General features: G+C 67.8%; 27 protein-coding genes and 2 pseudogenes. 22 read left to right on the plus strand and 7 right to left on the minus strand.

Annotation, left to right across the window (positions count from 1 at the left end):
• Positions 1 to 42: 42 nt before the first annotated feature.
• Together KME78_RS53005 and KME78_RS53010 are read right to left on the minus strand one after the other, a co-directional pair.
• On the minus strand, positions 43 to 642 hold the full coding sequence (locus KME78_RS53005) for a hypothetical protein (RefSeq protein ID WP_219537652.1): 600 nt from the start codon (positions 640 to 642) through the stop codon (positions 43 to 45).
• A gap of 876 nt (positions 643 to 1518) precedes the next feature.
• A complete protein-coding gene (locus KME78_RS53010) occupies positions 1519 to 2931 on the minus strand; it encodes a hypothetical protein (RefSeq protein WP_219537653.1) in 1413 nt (470 codons plus the stop codon).
• A 151-nt stretch (positions 2932 to 3082) separates the two neighbouring features.
• Between KME78_RS53010 and KME78_RS65515 the strand changes: the two genes are divergently transcribed.
• From KME78_RS65515 to KME78_RS53045, 7 genes are all read left to right on the plus strand, one after another.
• The gene (locus tag KME78_RS65515) at positions 3083 to 3337 is read left to right on the plus strand and encodes a helix-turn-helix transcriptional regulator (RefSeq protein WP_219537654.1); all 255 of its coding nucleotides are present in this window, start codon (positions 3083 to 3085) and stop codon (positions 3335 to 3337) included.
• Between the two features lie 159 nt (positions 3338 to 3496).
• Entirely contained in the window at positions 3497 to 3628 is a 132-nt protein-coding gene (locus tag KME78_RS65520) for an SDR family oxidoreductase (RefSeq protein ID WP_281429133.1), read from the plus strand.
• Between the two features lie 361 nt (positions 3629 to 3989).
• Positions 3990 to 4343, plus strand: coding sequence for a PadR family transcriptional regulator (locus KME78_RS53025; protein ID WP_219537655.1), 354 nt, complete (start codon positions 3990 to 3992; stop codon positions 4341 to 4343).
• Positions 4343 to 5008 (plus strand): hypothetical protein, encoded by a 666-nt coding sequence (locus KME78_RS53030; protein ID WP_219537656.1) that lies wholly within the window; start codon positions 4343 to 4345, stop codon positions 5006 to 5008. The genes KME78_RS53025 and KME78_RS53030 overlap by 1 nt, the downstream gene beginning before the upstream one ends.
• 75 nt (positions 5009 to 5083) lie before the next feature.
• A complete protein-coding gene (locus KME78_RS53035) occupies positions 5084 to 5263 on the plus strand; it encodes a hypothetical protein (protein ID WP_219537657.1) in 180 nt (59 codons plus the stop codon).
• Complete coding sequence (locus KME78_RS53040) at positions 5260 to 6000, plus strand: cation transporting ATPase C-terminal domain-containing protein (protein ID WP_219537658.1); 741 nt, start codon at positions 5260 to 5262, stop codon at positions 5998 to 6000. The genes KME78_RS53035 and KME78_RS53040 overlap by 4 nt, the downstream gene beginning before the upstream one ends.
• Positions 6001 to 6098: 98 nt before the next feature.
• A complete protein-coding gene (locus KME78_RS53045) occupies positions 6099 to 8180 on the plus strand; it encodes a SpoIIE family protein phosphatase (protein ID WP_308127468.1) in 2082 nt (693 codons plus the stop codon).
• Positions 8181 to 8457: 277 nt separating this feature from the next.
• Here the strand turns inward: KME78_RS53045 and KME78_RS53050 are convergent, their stop codons facing one another.
• From KME78_RS53050 to KME78_RS53060, 3 genes are all read right to left on the minus strand, one after another.
• A complete protein-coding gene (locus tag KME78_RS53050; protein ID WP_219537659.1) occupies positions 8458 to 8718 on the minus strand; it encodes a hypothetical protein in 261 nt (86 codons plus the stop codon).
• Between the two features lie 153 nt (positions 8719 to 8871).
• Positions 8872 to 9225 (minus strand): ArsR/SmtB family transcription factor, encoded by a 354-nt coding sequence (locus KME78_RS53055; RefSeq protein ID WP_219537660.1) that lies wholly within the window; start codon positions 9223 to 9225, stop codon positions 8872 to 8874.
• Positions 9225 to 9473: a hypothetical protein gene (locus tag KME78_RS53060; RefSeq protein WP_219537661.1), complete on the minus strand. Its 249-nt coding sequence runs from the start codon at positions 9471 to 9473 to the stop codon at positions 9225 to 9227. The genes KME78_RS53055 and KME78_RS53060 overlap by 1 nt, the downstream gene beginning before the upstream one ends.
• Positions 9474 to 9625: 152 nt before the next feature.
• Between KME78_RS53060 and KME78_RS53065 the strand changes: the two genes are divergently transcribed.
• The 10 genes from KME78_RS53065 (at position 9626) to KME78_RS53110 (ending at position 17742) form a co-directional block, all read left to right on the plus strand.
• Complete coding sequence (locus tag KME78_RS53065; protein WP_219537662.1) at positions 9626 to 9985, plus strand: STAS domain-containing protein; 360 nt, start codon at positions 9626 to 9628, stop codon at positions 9983 to 9985.
• Positions 9986 to 10079: 94 nt separating this feature from the next.
• The gene (locus KME78_RS53070) at positions 10080 to 10502 is read left to right on the plus strand and encodes an STAS domain-containing protein (RefSeq protein ID WP_219537663.1); all 423 of its coding nucleotides are present in this window, start codon (positions 10080 to 10082) and stop codon (positions 10500 to 10502) included.
• Positions 10503 to 11001: 499 nt separating this feature from the next.
• Positions 11002 to 11496 carry a cation:proton antiporter regulatory subunit gene (locus tag KME78_RS53075; protein WP_246654405.1) on the plus strand — a complete coding sequence of 165 codons (495 nt, stop codon included), beginning with the start codon at positions 11002 to 11004 and terminating at the stop codon, positions 11494 to 11496.
• A gap of 7 nt (positions 11497 to 11503) precedes the next feature.
• Positions 11504 to 12664 (plus strand): cation:proton antiporter, encoded by a 1161-nt coding sequence (locus KME78_RS53080; protein WP_219537664.1) that lies wholly within the window; start codon positions 11504 to 11506, stop codon positions 12662 to 12664.
• Positions 12665 to 12856: 192 nt separating this feature from the next.
• A complete protein-coding gene (locus tag KME78_RS53085) occupies positions 12857 to 13228 on the plus strand; it encodes a hypothetical protein (RefSeq protein WP_219537665.1) in 372 nt (123 codons plus the stop codon).
• A gap of 377 nt (positions 13229 to 13605) precedes the next feature.
• Complete coding sequence (locus KME78_RS53090) at positions 13606 to 14331, plus strand: alpha/beta fold hydrolase (RefSeq protein ID WP_308127464.1); 726 nt, start codon at positions 13606 to 13608, stop codon at positions 14329 to 14331.
• Complete coding sequence (locus tag KME78_RS53095; RefSeq protein WP_219537667.1) at positions 14328 to 14765, plus strand: GbsR/MarR family transcriptional regulator; 438 nt, start codon at positions 14328 to 14330, stop codon at positions 14763 to 14765. The genes KME78_RS53090 and KME78_RS53095 overlap by 4 nt, the downstream gene beginning before the upstream one ends.
• A gap of 648 nt (positions 14766 to 15413) precedes the next feature.
• A complete protein-coding gene (locus KME78_RS53100; protein ID WP_219537668.1) occupies positions 15414 to 15680 on the plus strand; it encodes a hypothetical protein in 267 nt (88 codons plus the stop codon).
• 44 nt (positions 15681 to 15724) lie between these two features.
• A complete protein-coding gene (locus tag KME78_RS53105; RefSeq protein WP_219537669.1) occupies positions 15725 to 16183 on the plus strand; it encodes a CBS domain-containing protein in 459 nt (152 codons plus the stop codon).
• Between the two features lie 272 nt (positions 16184 to 16455).
• Complete coding sequence (locus tag KME78_RS53110) at positions 16456 to 17742, plus strand: ArsB/NhaD family transporter (RefSeq protein WP_219537670.1); 1287 nt, start codon at positions 16456 to 16458, stop codon at positions 17740 to 17742.
• Between the two features lie 163 nt (positions 17743 to 17905).
• Here KME78_RS53110 and KME78_RS53115 read toward each other — a convergent pair whose 3' ends face one another.
• Together KME78_RS53115 and KME78_RS53120 are read right to left on the minus strand one after the other, a co-directional pair.
• A complete protein-coding gene (locus KME78_RS53115; protein WP_219537671.1) occupies positions 17906 to 18568 on the minus strand; it encodes a response regulator in 663 nt (220 codons plus the stop codon).
• 5 nt (positions 18569 to 18573) lie between these two features.
• On the minus strand, positions 18574 to 19593 hold the full coding sequence (locus KME78_RS53120; RefSeq protein ID WP_219537672.1) for a HAMP domain-containing sensor histidine kinase: 1020 nt from the start codon (positions 19591 to 19593) through the stop codon (positions 18574 to 18576).
• A 243-nt stretch (positions 19594 to 19836) separates the two neighbouring features.
• Here KME78_RS53120 and KME78_RS53125 point away from each other — a divergent pair, with 243 nt between their 5' ends.
• The 5 genes and pseudogenes from KME78_RS53125 to KME78_RS53140 all read left to right on the plus strand — a co-directional run bounded on the left by KME78_RS53125 (position 19837) and on the right by KME78_RS53140 (position 23041).
• Entirely contained in the window at positions 19837 to 20457 is a 621-nt protein-coding gene (locus KME78_RS53125) for an SPFH domain-containing protein (protein ID WP_219537673.1), read from the plus strand.
• Between the two features lie 42 nt (positions 20458 to 20499).
• Positions 20500 to 21570 (plus strand): annotated as a pseudogene (locus KME78_RS67670) (potassium/proton antiporter); the annotation flags it as partial.
• Between the two features lie 197 nt (positions 21571 to 21767).
• Positions 21768 to 21869 (plus strand): annotated as a pseudogene (locus KME78_RS68545) (hypothetical protein); the annotation flags it as partial.
• A 161-nt stretch (positions 21870 to 22030) separates the two neighbouring features.
• Complete coding sequence (locus tag KME78_RS53135) at positions 22031 to 22378, plus strand: cation:proton antiporter regulatory subunit (RefSeq protein ID WP_465264808.1); 348 nt, start codon at positions 22031 to 22033, stop codon at positions 22376 to 22378.
• Positions 22379 to 22447: 69 nt separating this feature from the next.
• Complete coding sequence (locus tag KME78_RS53140; RefSeq protein WP_219537675.1) at positions 22448 to 23041, plus strand: class I SAM-dependent methyltransferase; 594 nt, start codon at positions 22448 to 22450, stop codon at positions 23039 to 23041.
• Positions 23042 to 23178 lie beyond the last annotated feature (137 nt).

The raw sequence follows: 23178 nt of genomic DNA on the forward strand, positions 1-23178 counted from the left end.
ATGGTCGGCTTGCCGTGGTGACGGCATCTGCAGAAGGGGGAGCTATCCCTTCTCGCCCGCCTTGCCCATGCTCGCCTCACCGAGGAAGCCCTTGGCGCGAGCCGACATAACCCAGCGAATGGCGGTGCTGCGGGACAGGCCGAACTCTTCCTGAATCGTCTTGGTGGGAGCCATCTCTATTGCCACGGCGAGCCGGTACATGTGTGCCACCCACTGCAGAGCGCGGTCGGTCGGCCCCTGCTGGGCTACGTCGTTGGGAAGCACCCGCCCCCAAGGCTCACACCCATCAGGATTGGGCAGGTCACGCAGATGCATCCCTGTGTCGCTGTGGATGAGCAAAGTCGACGTTATGATCATGGATATCAGATCGTTGACCGCGATGGAGCGCAACACGTCCGAGGTGATCGGCCCGGCATGCGGCTGCCCAGCCCGGCTGACCGTGATCTCGTCACAGACATAGCGACGGCGTTCCTCGTCGAAGCGGAGCCGGACAGCCACCGGGTTGCCTCCAGGGCCGTGCGGCATGATCCAGTTGTTCACGTGGCATTCCCGAGGCCCGATCACGCCGGGGATGATCTCGATCTCGTCCTTCCTCATGTCCACGTCCTCCATGACGACAACCCGCTGCTGGATAGGATCCATCGTAACCTATCCATCCATGTTACCTTCCTTGAAATGAGTATGCCTCGACTGGGCCTATCCATCGATGGATAGGAACCGTCAGGATCCCCAGCGGGCGCTTCAGGCAAGGAGAGCACCTTGTATCTGCTGACAATGCGCGCAGCCGTCGTCTTTGGCCTGGCAGCCTGTGCGGCCGCGCTAGCTGTGGCTTTGGTGCTCAAGGAGGGGAAAGCCTGGCCCACCGCCATACTCGTAGGCGCCGGCGCGTTCGTGGGAACGGTCACCTTTCTCGATGGAGTGATCTCGTAGTCGACGCATCAACCACGATTGACCGCAACCGATCGATCGGAAGCGCTCGTCGTCCCGCAGACTGAGCAGGTTTCCCATTCTGGATTTGCTGGGAGGGTCGATCTGGGACCCGGCTACCTCGCCATCGCCTCGGACGGGATCAAGATCGAGTCGCCCGGGTCCTGCGCTGGCGATCAGGCAGCCGCGACGTCTACAACATGCGGCTGTCGTGCAAGCAGAAAGCGTTGGACAACCCAGTCAAGGCGGGCAAGCTCGCCGAAGCGCGCGAAGGCGCCCATGCACACCGCGATGTACGCGAATTTGTGCCCGTGGCGCCCGTCAGGACCGGGATGGTAGCCAAGCCTCACCGCCGGACGGGCGGAGAGGCTACACACGGCTGCTACAACAGTGGATGGCACAGGCCGTCCCGCTGGAAGGGCCAGAAAGATCACAGCTCAGTTCAGCCAGACCATCGAGCAGAAGCCCTCAGCGGCGCCGCGTAAGTCGCGAAACGGGCCGCATCCTCAGCATTCCTGGCGTGGGTGCGTCACCAGGTCGATCGTCCGCGGGAGGTGTCTTCCTTCACTGGTATCGATTGCCGAGGGGCTTTCAACTCGAGACGCTGACGGTATCTCTGGTCGCCAGGTCGGTGCCGTGGGCGCTTTCTCCCTTCGGGGCGATGATCAGGTTGAAGACCTCGCGTGGGGGAAGGTCGGGGTCCAAGGGCACGTCGTTGGCGAGCAGGTGGTCGAGTGCGCCGGCCAGCACGTGCGGCTGGACGTGGCGGCCCCTGGCGTACATCACCCGCCATGGAGAGGGCAGCGATGGCTGCAGCGCCCAGAGGGGTTCATCGGCCGTGCTGTCGTGTGAGGCCAGGATGCCGATGTCCTGCCAGAAGGCCAGCAACTCGGCCATAGTGTCCACGGGCGGGTCGTCGCAGGCCTCGACCAGGGTAGCGAAGCCGGTGTTCCAGCGCTCCCAGGCATGGTGGTCATCGTGGAGGTGGCGGCGCAGCACCTGGATGGAGGGGTGCTCATCCAGTTCTGGGGCTTCACCGGCGGCAGGCAGGGGGAGTTCCGGGGGACGGATGCCGTCCCAAACGCTGGACTCGAGCCACTGCTCGCCGCTGGACCAGCGCTCCGGTGTCTGGATGGCGGCGATTTCGGCGAGGTCGGCGGTCGTGCCACGGGGGCAGTCCAGGAGGGCGCCAATGATCTCCGCCGAGCGTGGGCACAGCGCCGGCCAGCCGGTGTCATACAGGGCGAGCATCGCCTGGTCGTCCTCACCGAGTGTCAGTCCGGCGTCGTCGTCGAACGGGAAGACCTGGCGCGGGCGGCTCGGTGGGCTGGGCAGCTCCAGCCGGTGGGGGCGGCGGCCATAGCGGTCGATCCAGTTCACGGCCAGGGCCGTGCGCTGGTCTTCGAGGGCGTCGTGGATGGCTTGCATCTGCCGGTCTTGCGCTGCGCGTAGGGTGTCGCGGCGCTGTCGTTCGGCGGGGGTGAGGTGGGCGCTGCAGTGTGCCGAGCCGATGCCGGTGACGATGGTTTTGGCGCAGCGTTCCTTTTTGAGGGTGGTGCCGGCGCATTGGGCGTTGGGGTCGGGGTCGTCGCGTAGGGCGGCGTCCACGTCGTGGATGAATTGGGGGTCGATGGGTGGGTGCACCATGGCCAGGTCTGGGCGTACGTCGGCGGGGTCGGTGCCGGCTTCGCGTGCCTGGGCGAAGATGGAGCGGCTGCGGGGCCGTCCGTTGCCCCAGGCGGGGGCCAGCGGTAGCCGGGCTTCCATGATGGCGGTGGCGTGTGCGGCGTTGATCAGCATGTCGCTGGATTCGCTGTGGATGTGGAGCTCTTCGCTGAGGTTGAGCCGCATGCCGTTGATCAGCAGCAGGATGTTGCGGATCTCCCACGACAGCTGGGCGGCTTGCATGAGCAGCCAGGCGGGGGAGATGCCGCCATCGCGGGTGCGGCGGGGCGGGGTGATGGTGCGGGTGGGGTAGGGGCGGGCCTGCCGTGAACGGGTCATGCGTCCTTCTTTTAGGGGCGGTGACAACGACTGCGTGTGCGGTGGTCGGCTGCATGTTTGCACGTCACCACGGCACGACTGGGGTTCACCACCATCATTTGTACCAACGTTGGTACAGACCTTTGGTGATCATGCACGCCACCGTTGGTGAGTGCCCGACCCGATCACGCCCCGCCTGGCTGAGCTGCGCAGACAGTTCGGCCTTCGGCTGCGTGAACTCCGCGAAGGGCACGGGCTCACCCAGGAGCAGCTGGGCGAGATGGCCGACGTCGACCGTAAGACGATCAACCGGATCGAGAACGGTATGTACAGTCCGCACCTGGACAAGGTGTTCCAGATCGCCGACGCGCTCCGCGTGCCCACCCGAGATCTGTTCGAGTGGAGTGCAACCTCACAGCACCGGTAGGTCACGTGCTCTTGGCCAGGTCTGGGAGGCAACGATCAGCGACTGCCTGGGAGACCCCGGCACGGTAGAAGCAGGAGATGCTTGATGGCGGGTTGCTCAAGGTGCAGGCAGAGGCCGTCGTCGCAATGAGCTGGGGTCACGCTTATTGCCCTGAACGCGCTGCCCGCGGGCCGGTGGGGCCGATCAGAGGAGGTCGCTCGTCTGGTCCGCTGGCTTGCCTCGGACGAGCCCGCCTGGATCACTGGACAGGTGATCAACTCCGAGGGCGGGTTCCGACGCTGGGTCAAGTGACAGCACTGACGGGAAAAGCTTCCGCCGTGACCCGTGACCTGCAGGAGGAGCCTGCCAGTATCAGGCGTCGCGAACCGGACCGGGTGTTTCCACTCCGGGCCACGACGCGAAGGCCGCCCTGATCAGCTCGTGGCCGGCTCGGTGAGCCGGGCTTCCAGATCGGCGATCATGTGTTCTCCACGATCTGCATGTCTCATGAGACATCGAAACAGCGCTGAGAGCTCGCGAGATCTCCAGCGGAGGGCCAGCCAGCCCCAATCGCCCTTCAGAGGTGTGTCTCGAATCCCGTCAAATGGTTTTTCAGACTGGTCACCAACCCATGTGCTTTACTTCCCTGGCCCCCCTATCTAGAGTTGCAAGTATGGGGGTGTACCCGTTCCGTCTAACCTTGCAGACGCTTTTGGTCCTGCGTGTGCTGCTAGACGATCGAGATGAAGATCACTATGGCCTGGAGATCGCCGCGAAGACTGGGCTGCCGAACGGCAGCATCTACCCGATCCTGGCTCGATTGGAGCGCGCCGGATGGGTTATCAGCGATTGGGAGAATATCGATGAATCTGCCGAGGGGCGCCGCCGCCGCCGTTACTACCATCTGACCACTCAGGGTGCACTGCGCGCGGAGGAGGCTTTGGCGTCGGCTGCGCAGGCATTCGCTGGTGCCGGTGGCGAAGCCGCTGCGAGTTCGCATCACCACAACATGGCGAGGGGGAATTGATGAGCAACTTGCTCGTCGGCCTTGTTGTAGTGGTCGTGAACGCGATGCTTATGCCTTTAGCCGTCGAGCTTGTCAAAGAACAGGCGCCGCATATTGCCTATCGGGTTGTGCAGGCCGCCGCTCAACTGATGCCTGCTGCAGATCGCGACCGTTACGCCTATGAGTGGGCCGCCGAGTTGGACGAGCTGGCAGGCAAGAACGTAACGCAGTTGTGCTTCGCGATACGCGTCCTGGCGACCGCCCCGGCGACTCACCGTGCGCTGGCGTTCGGCGACTCATACGTCCGCTTCGTTGAGCGGCTGGGATTCGTCCTCGGCAGGCACGTTCTTTCGGTGGAAGTGTCCCGCGCCAGGACTGCAACATATGAGTGGTTTTGGCGACAGTTGGTAACCATGGGTGCATTTCTCCTAAAATGGGCACCTGGCCGCTGGGAAACGCCGCTGATGGTGGTGGTGCACCGGAAAGGTGAGCCAGCTGCAGCGGATGAGTTCACTCAACGTGCGGCGGAACTCGACGTTGTGTACTGGACCGGCCATGCGCATACAACCACGGCGCTGGTGCTTGAGGGCGGCGACTTCACCAGTGAGCGCCTGTTCGAAATAGGTCGGCAATTTGAACAGCGAATGGCACTTGTCGTCGTGGACTACTGCCGGTCGGGTCGTTGAAACGCGATCTCCGCGACCGTCAGTGGGCCTTTAGTCCTGTCTGATCCCCGGGTTCATGCGGGCTTTGGCCAGGATGTGCCAGTTGTTGGGGTCAACGATGCGCCGGCACTCCGCAAGGCCGACATCGGCATCGCCATGGGACTCACCGGAACGGAGGTGACCAAGGAGGTGGCGACGATGGTGCTCACCGACGACAACTTCGCCACGATCGTCAACGCGTCCGAGAAGGCCGCGGCATCTACGACAACATCGTGAAATTCGCCCGCTTCCAGGTCTCGACCGCCTTGGGCTTCGTCCTGACGTTCCTTGTCACCTCGCTGACCGGCATCGCCGGCGGAGCCCCGTTCACCGCATTGCAGATCCTCTTCGTCAACTTGGTCATGGACGGGCCGCAGGCAATGTCACTCGGCGTCAACCCGGCCAGCCCGGACGCCATGAACCGCCCGCCGCGGCCGGTCCGCGAACCCATCCTCACCCGGCAGCGCCTGATCCGGATCCTGCTGGCCAGCGCAGTCATGGCTGCGGGCACCGTCGCAGTCCTGGCCTTGGCTCCCGGGCCGGAGCCGCGACCGGGGCACGCCAGCGTAGCGGGCACGATGGCTCTGGCCACCTTCGTATTCTTCCAGGCATTCAACCTCCTGAACGTACGACACCCCACCCGCACCCTGTTCAGTCGCGAAACTCTGCACCATGCCAGCCCCTTGATCGCAACGCTTGCGGTCTTCATCCTGCTGCTGCTCATCGTCGAGTCGGACGGCCTGCACGGCTTCTTCACCACCACCGACCTCACCGCCCAGCAGTGGCTGGCCTGTCTGGCGGTCGGGTCGACGATTCTGTGGTCGGCGAACTCGTCAAAGCCCTGCTGCGCGCCCGCTATCGCCGCGCGTGAGGAAGACGTCGCCGGGAAATCCCCATGCTCCTGCAACTTTGTCATCAGAATTGAGCAATGCGGGCTAATGCCTCAGATGTGGGCACTTACCGTTGAGACGTGACTGGGCCTGAAGGTGCGGTACCAATGTCGGTGCAGGGCGGAGCGGGGTAGATCGTGCCCGGTCGCGCTGGCTGCGGGTATGCATCCGAGTTGGACGAGGTGCTGACCCAAGCTGCTCGTAGCACGGGAGCACACATCGGCGCGATTTATCTCCTGGCCGATGAGGGGGACCTCCTGCTGATGGACACGGAGATCGGGCTTCCGGCCCAGATCGTCAAGCCGTGGACCAGGGTCAGGGTGAGCGCCGGCGTTCCGGTGGCCGCTGCCGTCCGCCAGCGCCAGCTGATATGGGTACAGAGTCATCAGGAGATGGCCTGCCGCTTTCCTGGGGCGGCGCTCGCTTTGCCGTATCCGTTCGCCGCCGCTGCCGCTCCTCTTCACACCGGATCCCGCCTATGGGGCTCGTGGGTGCTGCTGTGGCCGGCGTCGCACGCGTACGAGCTCGCCCCCGATGAGCTGGACGTCATCAGCCGCGCCTGCCACGAGCTGAGCGCCCTGCTGCAGCAGGCAGCCGACGGCGGGCAGCCGCTGCGAGCCGCAGGTGAGCCGCGCGTCCTGACCCTGGCACCGACTCAGGTGCCGGATCCGCAGCATGCCTTTGCCGCATCCGGCTACCTCAACCGGCTCCGCGAAGGCTGCGTCGCGCTGGACCTGGAAGGTCTCATCACTTTTGTCAGCGCTACGGCAGCCGACCTTCTCGGCACCAGCGTGGCCGACTTGCAGGGAAAGCCGCTGTGGGAAGCGGCGGCATGGCTGCGGGACCCGGTATTCGAAGATCGCTGCCGAGCTGCGGTGGTCGGCCAGCAGATCACGTCCTGCAGAGCCCGACACCCTGATGGCCGTACCTTGCAATTCCAGCTGTATCCGGACCCGTCCGGCATCAGCCTGCGAATCACGCCTGTCGTGATGGACCATCCCGCACAACAACCCACCCATGAGCCTGCCGCCGGCTTCGGTGGGCTGCCGCGAGCAGACGCCTTCTACAACTTTCTTCATATGGCGGCGGCTCTGACCCGGGCGCTTAACGTGCGGGAGGTCATCGAACTGGCCGCCGACCACGTCATGCCCGTGTTCAAGGCCCAAGCCATGGCGATCCTGGTAGCCGAGGGCGGCAGGATGAGGATCATCGGCTCCCACGGCTACGACCCCGAAGTCCTTGCTCCACTCGATGGCCTGGCCCTGACCTCGCTCACTCCCGCCGAGCACGTCCTGCGAACCGGCGAGCCCATGTTCTTCGCCAACTGGAGCGAACTACGCCAGATATATCCGGCAGCCGTGCATTATGACCAGATGGCAGCCTGGGCGTTCCTGCCGCTGACGGTCTTTGATGACATTGTCGGCACCTGCGTGCTCGCCTTCGACCAGCCCCACCCGTTCACCGCCCAGGAGCGCGCCACCCTCACCACCCTGGCCGGATTGATGGCCCAAGCCCTTGACCGCGCCCGTCTCTATGACACCAAGGAACGCCTCGCCCATAGCCTTCAGACCACTCTGCTCCCTCACCGCCTGCCCGAGATCCCGGGCTTGGAGGTGGTCGCCCGCTATATGCCCGCCACCCGTGGTGTGGACATCGGCGGCGACTTCTACGACCTGATCCGCTTGAACGCCACCTCGGCCGCAGCGGTCATCGGGGATGTCCAAGGGCACAACATGACAGCCGCCGCGCTCATGGGACAGGTGCGTACCGCCATCCACGCCCACGCGGCGGCCGGCGCCAGTCCCGGCGATGTGCTCAAGCACACCAACCGCCTTCTCATCGACCTGGACACCGATCTGTTCACCAGTTGCCTGCTCATCCACCTCGACCTGCAACTACGCACCCTCTGCGCGGCCAATGCGGGACACCCTCCGCCGCTGCTGCGCCCGCCGAACATGCCCGCCGAGATCATCGAGGTCCCGGCCGGTCTCCTGCTCGGCATCGACCCCGATGCTCAATACCCCACCCTCCAAGCCCCGTTCCCACCTGGCGCCGTCCTGGCCCTCTACACCGACGGCCTCGTCGAAACCCCCCGCACCGATCTGGACCACGCGATCGCCAACCTCGCCGGCCACTTGACCCACGCCTCCTTCGAACACCTCGACCAAGTCAGCGGCACGCTTCTCGACCACGCCCCACACACCACCCAGCGCGCCGACGACATCGCGCTCCTTCTTCTGCAACACCGTGCGAATCCAGGCTGACCGCTGCCGCCTCGCGCTCAGATCGGCCGGGTACTGCGCCATCTGACCTCTCTGTGTCCGTGGCACAGGCCGTTCGCCACCAGCACCGGGACCGAAGGGGGGATTACCTCCTCGTGAGGAAACAGCAGACGGTGAGCGATCCGGATCGCACGCTGACCCGTGTTGCGCACCTGTCACCGGCAAGCCCTGCAGCAGGGGGCCGCCGTGGCCGGGCCTGAGGTCTCGGAGTGATCGGGCGCGAGATCCGGTGTTGACGCGCCGGCTCCCGGCCAGCACGTTACTCAGAGCCGGTGCTCAGACTCGTCGGGTCCGGTAGCGCGTTCCGTCCCGTCCCGTCCCGGGAGTCATGCAGCCGCTCGACGTCGGCGGCGTCTTGGGCATCGCCCGGCTTGCCGACGGGCAGGCCGAGGGTGAGCATGTCAATAAGGATCTGGGCAGGAATATCGTCCTGGCTGGGATGCCGCAGTCGTCCACCGGGGACGATCTCGTAGTGACTGCCGCCTTGCCCGGCGCCCCGCACGTAACCGGCTACGCACAAATCCTCCACGATGCGCTGGACGGTTGTCTCGGTGATGCCGATCGCGTGGCGATGCCGCGGATCTGTGCAGCCTGCGAGTCACCCGGGCCCGGCGACGATGCCCCAAGTCGCGCACCAGGCGCAGACGGGGCAAGGTCCGTCGTCACAGATGGTTCACTGGCGACCGGCCTCGGCCTGCACCAACTCGCTGAGCAGCTCACGCTCGCCGGATAGTTTGGCGCTGAGCTTGGCCGTCAGTAGCTGTCGGGCCGCGCGCAGCAGTTCGGCCACGTCCCCGCAGGACAGCGCGTACACCACGGTGCTGCCCTCACGATGCGCGATCACCAGGTCGGAACATCGCAGCACCGCCAGATGCTGCGACAACCCGGTCGCCTCCACCTCGATCGCGGCCAGCAAATCACGCACCTGCATCGGCCCATCCTGCAGCAGCTCCAGCACCCGGATCCGCACCGGATGGCCCAGCAACCGAAACAACTCCGCCTTGGCCTCATACAGCGGCACCGACATCAGCGCTGCGCCCCCTGCTCCCAATCACCCGGCAGGCTGTCGTCCGCGCCGTCCGTGTCGGCGTTCAGGCCAATCGAGACATCCTCGGCCAGGCGGACGCCGTGCGTGCGGGCTACACGCGTGATGTGCTCCCACTCCGCCTCGGCCACGAGAGCCTCGTTCAGATCCTGGTCGCGATCGGCGGCGCGCAACGCCACCTGAGCCAGCCGCGCTCGTTCCCGGACTGCTTCGGCAAATGCTCCGCTCACGAAACCACCTCCACACTACTGTCGGGCATACACCCCTTATGTTCTTAGTAATTGCGCAGTTTCGCAACTTCGTCTTAGAATTGGTCGTATAGCAGAGAGTCACTGTTTGCGCGCTCATTGTGGTGATCGCGCCAGCGGAAGGGGCGCAACTGATGACGACGCTGCGGCTGTCGTGCTGGCGCCTGCCCAGGATCGCCGTCATCGTCGTCGACGGCGACCTCGACGCCAGCAACGATGAGCAACTGCGCGGCAATATCGAGCAGTCACAGCCGGATGACCATGTGGTTTTCGACATGTCCACGCTGTCGCACCTGGACAGCTGCGGCCTGTGGGCCCTGCTCGACACCTACACCACCGCCGCCCCGCACGGCGGCGTGTACGTGGCGGCGGCCGCAACCGGTCCATCCCGCATCCTGCAAATCACTGGCGTCAGCGACCGCGTGCCGACCGACGCCACCGTCGAGCAGGCCCTGCAGGCCGCGCTCACCGCCATCGCCGCGCGCTCCGGCTGAGCACAGACCGGCGCCCCCCGTACGCGCCCGCCATGCGACGCGACACCAAACGGATTCAGCACCCGACCAACGATCACGACAGGGAGAACTGACTGTGCAGGTGGACATCGGCGCCGAAGGGACGAATCGCCCGCGCCTCATCACGCTCACGCTTAGCGGACCGTTCGACGACGTCACCGCGCCCCGCCTAGAGCTGCAGATCGACCGGCTGATCGGTGCCGCGCGGCGGCCGCCGTGCCTGCTGCTCGACGTCACCGCCGTCACCTACGCCACCCAGCACGCCGCCCAATGCTTCGCCGTCCTACTGCGCCACCAGCGCACCAACCGCATCGCCCGCGTCTTCGTCACTGGCCTGCACGGCTCGCTGCTGCGCATCCTGGCCCGGGCCGGGCTGCGCGACTACCTCGACGAGCGCACCCCTGGCCAAGTCCGGCAACACCTGCGCACCATCAACAACTGCCAGCCGCCCGCAGCGGACCCGCCGGCGGGCGACTGGCCGCCAGCGCCGCTCTCCTAAACGAAACCCATTCCCGGAGCAAGATCAAAGATAATCGCGGCTCGCCCTGCCGCAGGAGGCGAGCGCGGCCGGCGGCAGGAGCGCCGCCGGCGGGAAGCGTTGCGTCCAGCCAGGCCAGGTATATCCGCACGCGGGAGGTGTAGGTGTGGCGGGTCTCGGCCGACAGCGCAGCTCCTTCGAGGGCTGCGGCGTAGTCGGCGACAGGTGTTCGTAGGCGGCGGGCAGCGGGGTGGGGCAGGCGCCGCGCCGCTTCGGCTCCACGCTCTCCGTGCTTCTCCCCGTGGACCTGTCCGTGTTTTCGGAAGCTGTTTCCGGGGGTTGTGATCCGCCGTGGGCCGGGTTCTCGGAAGTCCCTCCTGGGGATACGTTGTTCTCGGAAGTTTCGGTGAGGCCGGCGATGGCGCCCGGCTCGAGGCGTACGACGCCGGGCAGGTGGGCCGCGATCGGCAGGCAAAACCCGAATGGGACGGTATGGGCGGCTATGCCTGGCTGGGAGTAGATGGCGCTGATGGTGGAGATCGAGCAGACGGCGTTGCCGGGCATCGGGTTGCGGCATGAGTTCACCACGCGATCCGGGCGGCGCATCGGGATCGTCTCCCACCGCACCGGCCGCCGGGATCTGGTGATCTACGACCCAGACGACCCCGATCGCGCGTGTGAGACCGTCAAGCTCAACGATGAGGAGGCCGACGCGCTGGCCGAACTGCTCGGCGCGCCGCGCGTGGTGCAGCGCCTGAATGATCTGCACCGCGAGGTCGAGGGGCTGGTCAGCGAGAAGCTGCCGATCGGCGACGACTCGCCGTACGCGGGCCGGCCGATGGGGGATGCACGGGTGCGCACCCGCACCGGCGCCTCGATCGTGGCCGTCGTCCGTGACGGGCAGGTCTACACCAGCCCGGCCCCGGACTTCGCGCTGACCGCCAGCGACCTGGTGGTCGTGGTGGGCAACGCGGACAGTGTCAACGCCGTCGCCGACATCCTGGCTCACGGGTAGGCCGCAGGTGCACCACACGGCTGTGCTGTTCCTCGAATTCGGCGCGATCATCCTCGGTCTGGGCCTGCTCGGCGCTTTGGCGCTGCGGGTGGGCATCTCGCCGATCCCGCTGTACCTGATCGCCGGGCTGGCCTTCGGCACCGGCGGCATCCTGCCGCTGGCCACCAGCGAGGAGTTCGTCGCGGTCGGCGCCGAGATCGGCGTCGTCTTACTACTGCTCACCCTCGGCCTGGAGTACAACGCCGATGAGCTGGCAACCAGCCTGCGCGGCAATGCCCGGGCCGGACTCGTCGATCTGGTGTTGAACGCGGCGCCCGGCGCCATCTTGGCGCTGCTTTTGGGGTGGGGGCCGGTAGCGGCGGTGGCGATGGCCGGGGTCACCTACGCCACCTCCTCCGGCATCACCGCCAAGGTGCTCTCAGATCTGGGCTGGATCGGTAACCGCGAGACGCCGGTGGTGCTGTCGCTGCTGGTGTTCGAAGATCTGACCATGGCGATCTACCTGCCGCTGCTGACCGCGCTGCTGGCCGGGTTGAGCTTCGTCGGCGGCGCGATCACGGTGGGCATCGCGCTGGCCACCGTGAGTGTGGTGCTGTTGGTGGCGTTGCGGTTCGGCCGCGTTATAGAGGCGTTCGTCCGCAGTCCCAACAATGAAGTGCTGTTGTTGAAGGTGGTCGGGCTGGCGTTGGTGGTGGCCGGGCTGGCCCAGCAGTTGCAGGTGTCGGCGGCGGTGGGAGCGTTCCTGGTCGGCATCGCCCTGTCGGGTGAGCTCGCCCACGACGCCCAGGCGTTGCTGGCTCCGCTGCGGGATCTGTTCGCGGCAGTGTTCTTCGTCTTCTTCGGTCTGCAGACCGACCCGACGAAGATCGGTCCGGTGGCCGGGCTGGCGGCGCTGCTCGCGCTGGTCAGCATGATCACCAAGCTGCTGACCGGTTACTATGCCGCGCGCCGGGCCGGGATCGCGCAAGCGGGCCGGGCCCGGGCGGGCATCGCGCTGATCCCGCGTGGTGAGTTCAACATCGTCATCGCCGGGCTGGCGGTAGCCGCCGGCGCCCACCCCGACCTCGGCCCCCTGGCCGCCGCCTATGTGCTGATTCTGGCCGCGTTCGGGCCGCTGGCCGCCCGCCTGGTCCAACCGTTCATCACCGCCATCGCCAAACGCGCATGACCTCCCCCGGGCGGTGCTGAGCCGGAGTGCAGCGTCGCCCGGGGTTTCCGAGCGGCACGCCGACGGCCAGGAGGGCGGCAGCGACCGGCCTGGCTGGTTCGCCCCGGCAACGCCAGCACTTCCGTGCCACGATCTCGGGGTTGGCCCGTTCCGATCGGCCGTGCCTCGGGCGACCGAAGCTGAGTCGACGCGATGACACACCGTCCTGAGCACGATGCCGCCGACCTCGTCGCCGTGCCCGGCCGGGTGCTGGCCGAGACGATGCAGTGGCTGGATGATCTGGTGTGTTTCATCGATGCGGCCACTGTCGTGCAGGAGGCCGGCGACGGGCGTGGCCGGCAAGGTGCGACGGCTGCGTCGGCGGCTGGACGTTCAGCCGCAGGCAACTCCTCCTGGGCCGCCCGCCGCTTCCTGGTACGGCGACTCACCGTGACGTTGGGTGATGCGCGCGGGCTGGCCCAGACGACGATGCAGGCGCGCCTGGACTCCTTGGACGCCCGGGTGGAGCAGTTGCAGGCCCGGCGGCGGCGCCGCTGGAGTTGGTGGCGGCGCAGGCAGCGCTGAGCGTTCTCGCCCAGGGCAGGTGCACTGGCCACGGGATCGTGCCCGGATCAGGATGGCTCGCCGGAGTCTGCCGAGGAGAGCGGCCTTCCCTTCGGCGGTGGAGGGGCGGCGCGCCTGGTGGAGGAAAGCGGCCGGTGACGTCGAGCGAAGTAGGGCAGGAACGACTCCTGGTTGACCGGCGCCGTGGCCGCCTCGCCGGTCAGGATCCCCTGTTCCCGGGGCGGTGAAGGCGTAGCTCTGGTCCAGGCCGTCCCTGACCGTCTGGTGCCCCGCCGAGCGCCTGTCAAATTCGCTATATTTAGTAAATGTTAAATTTGTTTCTCAGCTTAGACGGTTGCGAGCTTCGATACGCCGACAGCGGCGGCGACGGTGTTCCGGTGGTGTTCTCGCACGGTGCCGGTGCCGATCACGTGATGTTCGACGCCCAGCGGGACCACCTGCGGGCGCTCGGCTACCGGGCCGTGACCTGGGATCTGCGCGGTCACGGGCTCTCTCGCCCGGCCGGTGCGCCGTTCACCGCCGAGCGGGCGATCGCGGACCTGCGCGCGCTCATCGGACACCTGCGGCTCGACCGGCCGGTGCTGGTGGGCCAGTCGCTGGGCGGCAATCTGAGCCAGGCGTTGGTCCGGCGCCATCCCGAGCTGTGCCGGGCGCTGGTGGTCATCGGCTCGACCTGGAACACCGCGCGCCTGTCCGCCAGGGACCACCTGCTGCTGAAGGTCGCGGCGCCCTCCCTGTCGATGATCCCGGCCGGGCGGCTCCCCGAACTGATGGCCGACGACTGCGCGGTGACTCCGGCGGCCAGGGCCGATGTGCGCAGGGCGTTCTCGCAGCTCACGAAGAGGGAGTTCGTGGAGGTGTGGCGGGCGACCGTGAGCTTGCTCGACCCGGCTCCCGGCTATCGCACCCCCGTGCCGCTCTGCCTGATCCGCGGGGAGCAGGACCGCACCGGGAACATCGCCACGGCTATGCCGAGGTGGGCCGCGGCCGAGGGTGTCGAGGAGATCGTGGTGCCCGGCGCCGGGCACATCGCCAATCAGGATGCGCCGGAGGCGGTCAACGCCGCGATCGAGACGTTCCTCCGTACGAGGGGGACGGCGTGAACGCGGAGCGACGGGCCGCGTTCGTCACCTCGGTGGGTGATCTGCTCGCCTCGTGGCACCTGCCGCACGCCACCGGCCGCGTCTACGGACTGCTGCTGATCACCGAACGGCCGGTCACCCTCGACGAGATCGCCGCCGAGCTGGGGCTGAGCAAGGGGGCGGTGAGCACCGCGGTTCGGCAGCTCGGCTCCTGGGGGCTGGCCAGGGTGATCCCACAGCCCGGCAGCCGCCGGCTGCTGGTGGAGGCGGCGGGCGGGCTGGAGACACTGCTGGAGGCGAGCCACGCCCGGGCCAGGATGCTGATCGCCGCTCTGCGCGACGGCGAGATTCTGGTGGGTCCCGGTCCGGCCCGGGACCGCCTGGAGGACGTGATCGGCCTGTTCGAGGGGTACGTCGACATGGGCGGGGAGTTGCTGCGCCAGCGCCGCCGCTGAGGCCGCCGCCCGGTCAGCCGTCGCCCCCGGCAAGGCCTTCCACCCGGCCCGTGCGATGAGCTCCAAAGAAGGCTCTGCGTGAGCGCGGTCGTTCCATGCGTTCTCACGCGTTCGACGTGGCTTCGTCGTATCGGCTGCTGTCGGCCTGCCTTCGGCGCTTGGCAGGCGGGCAGCCAGCGGTCGAGGGCGGTCGGCGCGATGAGTGACGAAGGCCGCCCGTCGTGACCGGCGAATTCTTGGCCGGACAAGCCGTCGTCTGATCCGTCGCCGCGTGGCATTTGGGCAGGCTGGGCCCGGAGCGAGAGGTTCACCTGGGGTGCCACCCCTCATGTGGGGCCTGCGACCTACACGTTGTCCCCATCCATAAATGGGTGTTGGACCCGATGGTGGCAGGTCGGCGGCGCCGTCGAGACTGGGGCTACAGGCGCTGTAGACAGGAAGGACGTGATGGTCGTGATCGCCGCTGACCCGTCGGCGCTACCTGCGGTCGCAGGTAGCGCCGGCCGCCACGATGTCCCTTTTCCGGGTCGTCGCGGCAGGGCTGGTCATGGCCGTGCGGGCGCCTCGGCGAGCGGACACGGCGGTCGACACCGAGAGCGCGGCTCGTGTTACCGGTTCGCCGCGGTCTGAGGATTGGAGGCTCCGAACGTGAACATCACCCATGCCGCCGTGCCCGGCACGGCGCATCACAGCCTCTCCTGGGGCGGGCAGGGTGTCGGCATGCTGATGGGCGATGCCGGTCGCCGTCGGCGCCTGGTCCACGGCCCGGCCGGCCTCGATGTGCCGCTGCGGAGTTCCCCTGTGGAGCAGGATGAATCCGGCCAGGTTCGCGGGATCCGGCGCAGCCGGTCCACTGCTGATCGGCGTGCCGTCCTGGAGTGCCGCTTGGCTCAGATCACCGGGCATGCGCCGTGACCGGACAGAGGACGACTCATCGCCCCCCTGAACGGGATGGTGCCATGCAAGCGCGCGATATCGCCGTGACGCTGCCGACGGTGAGCGTCGGCGACCCGGTCGCGAAGGCCGTACGGGTCATGGCGCTGGGCCGGCTGCCCGGCCTGATCGTGGTGGACGACCAGGCGCGTCCCTGGACGGTACTTCCGGGCACTCAGGTGCTGCGCCTGGCGGTCCCGGGGGCCTATCGGGAGGACCCGGCGCTCGCCCGGACGATCGACGAGGCGCACGCCGACCTGTTCTGGGAGGAGTTGGGCGATCTGACAGTGGGCGACTGTCTGCCGCGCCAGCCGGCCAGGCCGGTGACGGTGGCCCTCGACGCGACCCTGCTCGAGGTGGCCGCTCTCATGGCCAGGCTCCGCAGCCCGCTGGTGGCGGTCGTCGACCGCGACGGCGCGCTGGTCGGCGCGATCACCCTGGAGCGGCTGCTCACCAACCTGGCGCTGTCCGGCCTCGACGACTGACCAGGCCCGGCGAGCGGTACCGGCTCCATCGCATCGTCGGCTGCCCGGCACTCACCGGGCATGCTCCGCCGATCAGTTTTCCCCCGTGCGTGACGCCGCAGTTGCTCATCAGGTGCCCATCGTTCGGAGGTCGTTTCCGTGTACCGCTTTTGCGTATCGACACCGTCAGGACGTGTCCCGCCGCCGAGCACCACCCCGTCGGCCGTGAGCCTCGCCCTGGCCGCCGCTCTGGCCGCTGCCCTGGTCCGGGCCGGTCCGCCGGGGCAGGACCGATGAGCCCGGCCATCGCCCTCACGATCTTCTCGGTGGGGTTCCTCCTCATCGCCACCGAGACGGCGAACAAGGTCAAGGTGGTACTCATCGCCGCAGGGGCGATGGCCGTCCTGGGCTTGATCCCCGGTTCCCGGGTGTTCTTCTCCGAGCACGCTGGCATCGACTGGAACGTCATCTGCCTGCTGTTCGGCATGATGATCATCGTCGGTGTCATCAAGCAGACGGGGGTCTTCGACTACCTGGCGATCTGGGCGGCCAAGAGGTCGAAGGGCGAGCCGTACCGGCTCATGGTGATGCTGATGGCCATCACCGCCATCGCCTCACCGTTCCTCGACAACGTCACCACGATCATGCTCGTCGCCCCCGTCACTGTGGTGGTCTGCAACCGGCTGCGCATTCCCGCGCAGCCGTACCTCATCGCCGAAGTCCTCGCCTCCAACATCGGCGGCGCGGCGACGCTCATCGGCGACCCGCCCAACATCATCATCGGTAGCCGCGCCGGGCTGACCTTCAACGACTTCCTCCTGCACATGGCACCCATCGTGGTGGTCGTCTTCATCGCTTTCGTGCTGTTCACCCGGGTGCTGTTCCGCAACGCGTTCGTGTACAACGAGGAGCACGTAGCCGCGGTGATGGCGCTGCAGGAACGGCGGGCCATCACCGACTCTCGGCTGCTGGCGCGGTGCCTGATCGTGCTCGGCGGCGTCATCGCCGCCTTCGGGCTGCATGCCGTGATGCCCATCGAACCGTCGATCATCGCCCTGGTGGGCGCCGGGGTGATGCTGCTGGTGTCCCGCTCAGAGGTCTCCGACGTCTTGCGCGAGGTCGAGTGGCCCACCCTGGTCTTCTTCATGGGCCTGTTCGTCATGGTCGCAGGCCTGGTGCACACTGGCGTCATCTCGGCGATCGGAGCCTGGACGGTGGCCGCGTTCGGCGACAACCACTTCCTCGCGGCCACAACGCTGCTGTTCGGCTCCAGTACGCTGGGCGCCTTCTTCGACAACATCCCCTACGTCGCCACGATGGCGCCTATCGTGGAGGGCGTGGTCGCCCAAACCCCGGATCCGCAGACCGGGCAGGCCCTGTGGTGGGCCTTCGCCCTGGGCGCCGACTTCGGCGGCAACGGCACCGCGGTGGCGGCCAGCGCCAACGTGGTCGCCATCGGCATCGCCGCGCGCACCGGCCACAACATCAGCTTCTGGCAGTTCACCAAGTACGGCATCCTCGTCACCGTGCTGAGCACGCTCATGGCCTGGGTGTACATCTGGTTGCGCTATTTCATTTGACGCGCCTGCGGAGCACCCGCCGAAGGTCCGGCCGGCCGGCGAATGGCTTGAGGTCCATTTCGGCGCTCCCCTCCTGCGCCTTGCTGCTGTGTGGTCTGGGAACTGCACTCGTTGAGACCGGCGGCATGGGCCGGCGGCAGGGCCTCTGCGGGTCGCAACCGGGTCATGGTTCGATCAGGCCGGCGCGGATGGCGTGGCGGGTCAACTCCAGCCGATCGCGCAGGCCGAGTTTGGCCAGGATGTTGGCGCGGTGCCGTTCCACGGTCTTGACGCTGATGACGAGCAGGTCGGCGATCTGTTTGGAGGAGTGGCCTTCGGCGATGAGTTTGACGATCTCCTCCTCTCGCGGGGTCAGGACGGTGTCCGGAATCGGTTCGCCGTGCTGGTGGCGTTGCAGGTAGTCGCGGATGAGGCAGGTGATCGCCCCAGGGTAGAGGAACGGCTCGCCGCGCATCGCCGCCCGGCATGCCTCCAGCAGGTCCCGGTCGGCGACGGATTTGAGCACGTACCCGCAGGCGCCCGCCTTCAGCGCTTCGAACAGGTACTGCTCGTTGTCGTACATCGACAGCATCAGCAGCCGGATGCCGGGCGCGCGCCGGGAGATCTCCCGGGCCGCCTGGAGGCCCGTCATCCGCGGCATGGCGATGTCCAAGATGGCCAGATCGACATCGATGCCGGAGCGGGTAGCCACCTCGATCGCCTCGGCGCCGTCACCCGCCTCCGCCACCACCGTCAGATCAGGCTCGGTCTCCAGGATCATCCGCAATCCGTGGCGCACCAACGCGTGATCGTCGGCGATCAGGATCCGGGTGGGCGGCTGATCCATGATGATCACTTTTCTCCGTGGGCGACGGGGACCTTGAGGCGCACCTGGGTGCCCGCCGACGGCATGCTGTCGATGTCAAGGCGAGCACCGATGAGCAGGGCGCGTTCGCGCATGCCGCGGATGCCGGCGCCCTCGCGGATCGGCCCGCCGGTGCCGTCGTCGGCAATGCTCAACTCCACGGCCTCCTCACGCGCGCGCAGCGACAGCTCCACCTGGCAGGCGTGGGCGTGCCGGGTGATGTTGGTCAGGCCCTCTTGCGCGATGCGGTAGATCACCAGTTCGGTCTCGCCGCTCAGCTCGGGCAGCGGCGAGTCCAGCACCCTGGTGACCGGCACGCCGCTGACGTGCGAGAAGTCGCTGGCCAGGGCGTTCATCGCGGCGATCAGACCCAGATCCTCCAGCACGCCGGGCCGCAACCGGCGGGCCACCTGCCGCACCTCGTCCAAGCTGGCGCGCACGGTCTCGGTGACGGTGTGCAGGTCCTCGCGCAGCTCCTGCGGGGCACGGTCGGTAGCGCGTTTGAGGCCGAGCAGCACCACCGTCAGGCTCTGGCCGATCTCATCGTGCAGCTCGCGTGCGATGCGCTGCCGCTCGCCCTCCTGGGCGGCCAGGGCGTGCGCGGTGCTGGCGCTGCGCTCGGCCTCCAGCCGGTCCAGCATGGCATTGAACGTCGCGATCAGCGTCCCCAGGTCGCCGTTGCCGCTGTGCGCGATGCGGTCGCGGGAATGCAGCAGGTCGACCCGCTCCATGAGCGCGGTCAGCGCACCGAGCGGCGCCAGGCTGGTACGCAGCAGCACCGCGTTCGCGCCGAGCATCACCGCCAGCCCCACCGCCAGGATCGGCAGCTCCGTCAGCAGAACCGGCGAGGACACCGTGGCCGGCGACAACGCCAGCACGGTCAGCCCCGCGGCGAAGACCAGCCCGTTGATCAGGAACAGCCGCCAGAACAGCGCCGAAGCCGGGGAACGAGCCCCCCGGCGCGCGCGTGGTGATCCCTGGGGATGCTTGCCGGCCAGCACGGTCATACCTCCAGCCTCCCCACCGCGACAGGTGTTTGTCCATGGGTGGCGCGCCCCATCACACTCCCCACGGTGGTGATCTGACCTGCGGCAATCTACATGGCGCCCACCCGCGGGAATGGGTGTTGCACCCGATGGCGCCGCGCCCGGCCACCGGACCAGACTGGCCTCACGGGGAGCCGGACGCCCGCCCCGGGGCGATGAGGAGGCTCACGCAGGCAAGGCTGCAAGGGGAGAAAGGCAGGATCCATGCTCGCACTGAGCGCTCACGCCATCTCCGCCCTCCAGGCGCCCGCCGTGGTGGAGCCCGCAGTGTGGGTACTGCTGGGCACCGTGCCCCTTCTCGTGATCATCTCGCGGGCGCTTCGCGTCGTCGGCGAGGACGAGCGGCTGGTCGTGTGCAGGCTGGGCCGCGTGGCCAGGGTGCGCGGTCCCGGGCTGGTCCTCCTGTGGCCCGGCCTGGAGCGCGAGGTGCGGGTGTCGCTGCGGCTGGTGTGCCTGGACCTGTTCTGCCCTGAGGCGGTCACCCGCGATGGCGTGAGCGTGCGCATCAAGGCCACCGCGGTGGCCGCCACAACCGATCCCGTCCGCTTCGTGATGACGACGGAGGGGCCGATGACGGCCACCGCGCTCGTGGCCGAAGGCGTGCTGCGCCGACAGATCGCCGAGCGGGAGCTGGCCGACCTCCCCACCATGATCACTCACGGCTGCGCCGAGATGGCGGATCGGATCAGCGACATGACCGGCCGGTGGGGCGTCCAGGTCGCCCTCCTCGACATCACCGACATCCACGTCCCGCTCCGGGGGGAGCTGCTGGCCTGGGCCCAAGCCCAGGCAGGCATGCAGCGGGAGAGGTATCCGCGTGGATAGGAGACGTGTTCACCGAGTTATCGAGGTCACCGAGGTGTCGCGATGAGCCTGCAGCAGCTGTACGCGGTACTCCTGGCCGGCGCGATCGTGCTGCCGGCCGGCATCGCCGCGGCCCGCACCGCCCGCCGGCTCGGCCTGCCCGGCCTGCTGCTGTTCCTCGCCCTCGGCGTGCTGCTCGGCAAAGACGTTCTCGGCATCGACTTCGACGATGCCCAGCTGGCCCAGACGCTGGGCAGCACGGCGCTGGCCATCATCCTCATCGAGGGCGGCCTGAGCACCCGATGGACCGACATCCGCCGGCTCCTGCTGCCCTCCTCCCTGCTGGCCACCGTCGGCGTCGCGGTCAGCGTCGCTCTCACCGCCGCCGCAGCGCACCTGCTGCTGGGCATGAACTGGCAGCTGGCCCTGCTGCTGGGCGCGATCGTCTCCTCCACCGACGCCGCCGCCGTTTTCTCCGTCCTGCGGGCACTGCCGCTGCCCCGCCGCATCGCCGCGATGGTCGAGGCCGAGTCCGGCTTCAACAACGCCCCCACCGTCATCCTGGTGCTGGTGTTCAGCACCGCCGATCTGTCCGGCCCCGCCGCCGTCGCCGGACAGGTCACCTACCAGCTCGCGGCCGGGGCCGCGATCGGGCTACTGATCGGCTGGGCCGGCACTGCCGCGCTGCGCTACGTCGCCCTGCCCGCCACCGGCCTGTATCCGCTGGCCACCGTCGGCCTGGGCATCATCGCCTTCGCTGCCGCCGGCGCCGCGAACGCCTCCGGCTTCCTGGCCGCCTACCTGGCCGGCATCGTGCTCGGCAACGCCGTCCTGCCACACCGTGCCGCCACCCGCTCGTTTGCCGAAGGCATCGGCTGGCTGGCCCAGATCGGCCTGTTCGTCATGCTCGGCCTGCTCGTCAGCCCCGGCGAACTGCCCGCCGCGCTGATCCCCGCCACCATCGTCGGCCTGGTACTGCTCCTGCTGGCTCGGCCCGCCTCCGTGATCGCCAGCCTGATCGGCTTCCGCACCAGTTGGCGAGAGCAGGCCTTCATCTCCTGGGCCGGGCTGCGCGGCGCCGTGCCCATCGTCTTGGCCATCTTCCCCATCGTGGCAGCAATCCCCGGCAGTCGGCAGCTGCTGAACATCGTCTTCGTCCTGGTCGTCCTCTTCACCCTCATCCAGGGACCGGCCTGCCGGCGATCGCCCGGCTGCTCGGTGTCACCCAGCCGGGCCAGACCAGGGACGTGGACATCGAATCGGCCCCGCTGGACGCCCTGGACGCCGATCTGCTTACCCCCACCGTCTCGCCCGGCTCCCGCCTGCACGGCGTGGAGATCTTCGAACTACGGCTCGCCAAGCCGTCGATCGCCACCCTCATCATCCGTGACGGCGACCCCATCGTCCCTGAACCCGACACCCAGTTGCGCGAAGGCGATGATGTGCTCATCGTCACCACACCCGCCACCCGCGAACGCGTCGAACGACGCCTGCGCGCCGTCGGCCGCCGCGGCCGCCTGGCCCACTGGTACGGCGAACACGGCGACCCCGACCCGCACCCCAGCCACACCACCGCGAAAGGAGACACCAAGCCGTGGACATCACGCACACCACCATCCCCGGCACCGGCACCGTCCACCACGGCGACACCCGGCAAGGAGACCACCTCGGCGTCATCGTCACCGACACAGGACGGCGGATCCTCATGGTCTACGACCGAGCCGACCCCGACACTGCGGCGCACACGGTAGAGCTCGACGAAGAAGAAGCCGACCACCTGGCCGAACTGCTGCACAGTCGGCCCCTTGCCGACCGGCTCGCCGCCGTGGAACAACGCCTGGCCGAACTCACCGGCCGGGCGCCTGGCCAGGCGCCCGGGCAAGCCAGGCAACCGGCCAAGAACCTGACCCGGACCCCACCCGCGGCCCGAGCCGACCCGTGAACGCCGATGCACCCGAACCGATACCGAACCGAGCCTGCGCTCGCGACCGGCCTCAGCCGACCATGGATTATGGCAGCTTCGGCGCACCTGTTCGAGCGATGGGCGGCCACCTACGACCAGAGCCTGATCGCCGCCCTGGCCGATCCGGTGCATGCCGCAGTCCTGACCGCCGCCCATCATCACCTGCCCCGCCCCCGCCACCTGCTCGACCTCGGCTGCGGCACGGGCCGCCTACTCCGCAGGGCGGCCGACCGCTTCCCCACGACGCACCTGATCGGGATGGATGCCGCCCACGCCATGCTCACCGTCGCTCACCGCACCACCCGAGCTCAGGGCAGTCCCGCGCTGGTGCGGGCCCGTGCCGAGCAATTGCCGTTTCCAGACGCCAGCCTCGATCTCATCACCGCGACCCTGACCTGCCGACACTGGCACGATGTCCGCACCGGTCTGGCGGAGATCACCCGTGTCCTGGCCGCGGGAGGGGTGTTCGTCTACGCCGACATACACCCACCGGCGCCTCGGCGTCGCTGGTGGCGGCGCTGTGAGGCCAGCGGCTGGCATCTTCTGGACCAGACGACGGGCATGTACGTGATCGAAGACCGGCCTGTTCCCGGCTGCGGCCCCCTGCTGCCGTGCCGCCTACTGGTGGCGGGCCATACCTGACATGCTTCTCAGAGGACGTTCTGCAACGGTATGGGCCTTTAATCCCTGCGTTTCGATAGGGATTTTCGGCAAATAGGTTGACGTTCAGTGTGAGTGCGCTCAACTGACAGTTATGGGCGAGCGCATGCCATACCCCA

Origin of the sequence: Nonomuraea guangzhouensis, assembly GCF_019396345.1 — a bacterium.
Taxonomy (GTDB): domain Bacteria; phylum Actinomycetota; class Actinomycetes; order Streptosporangiales; family Streptosporangiaceae; genus Nonomuraea; species Nonomuraea guangzhouensis.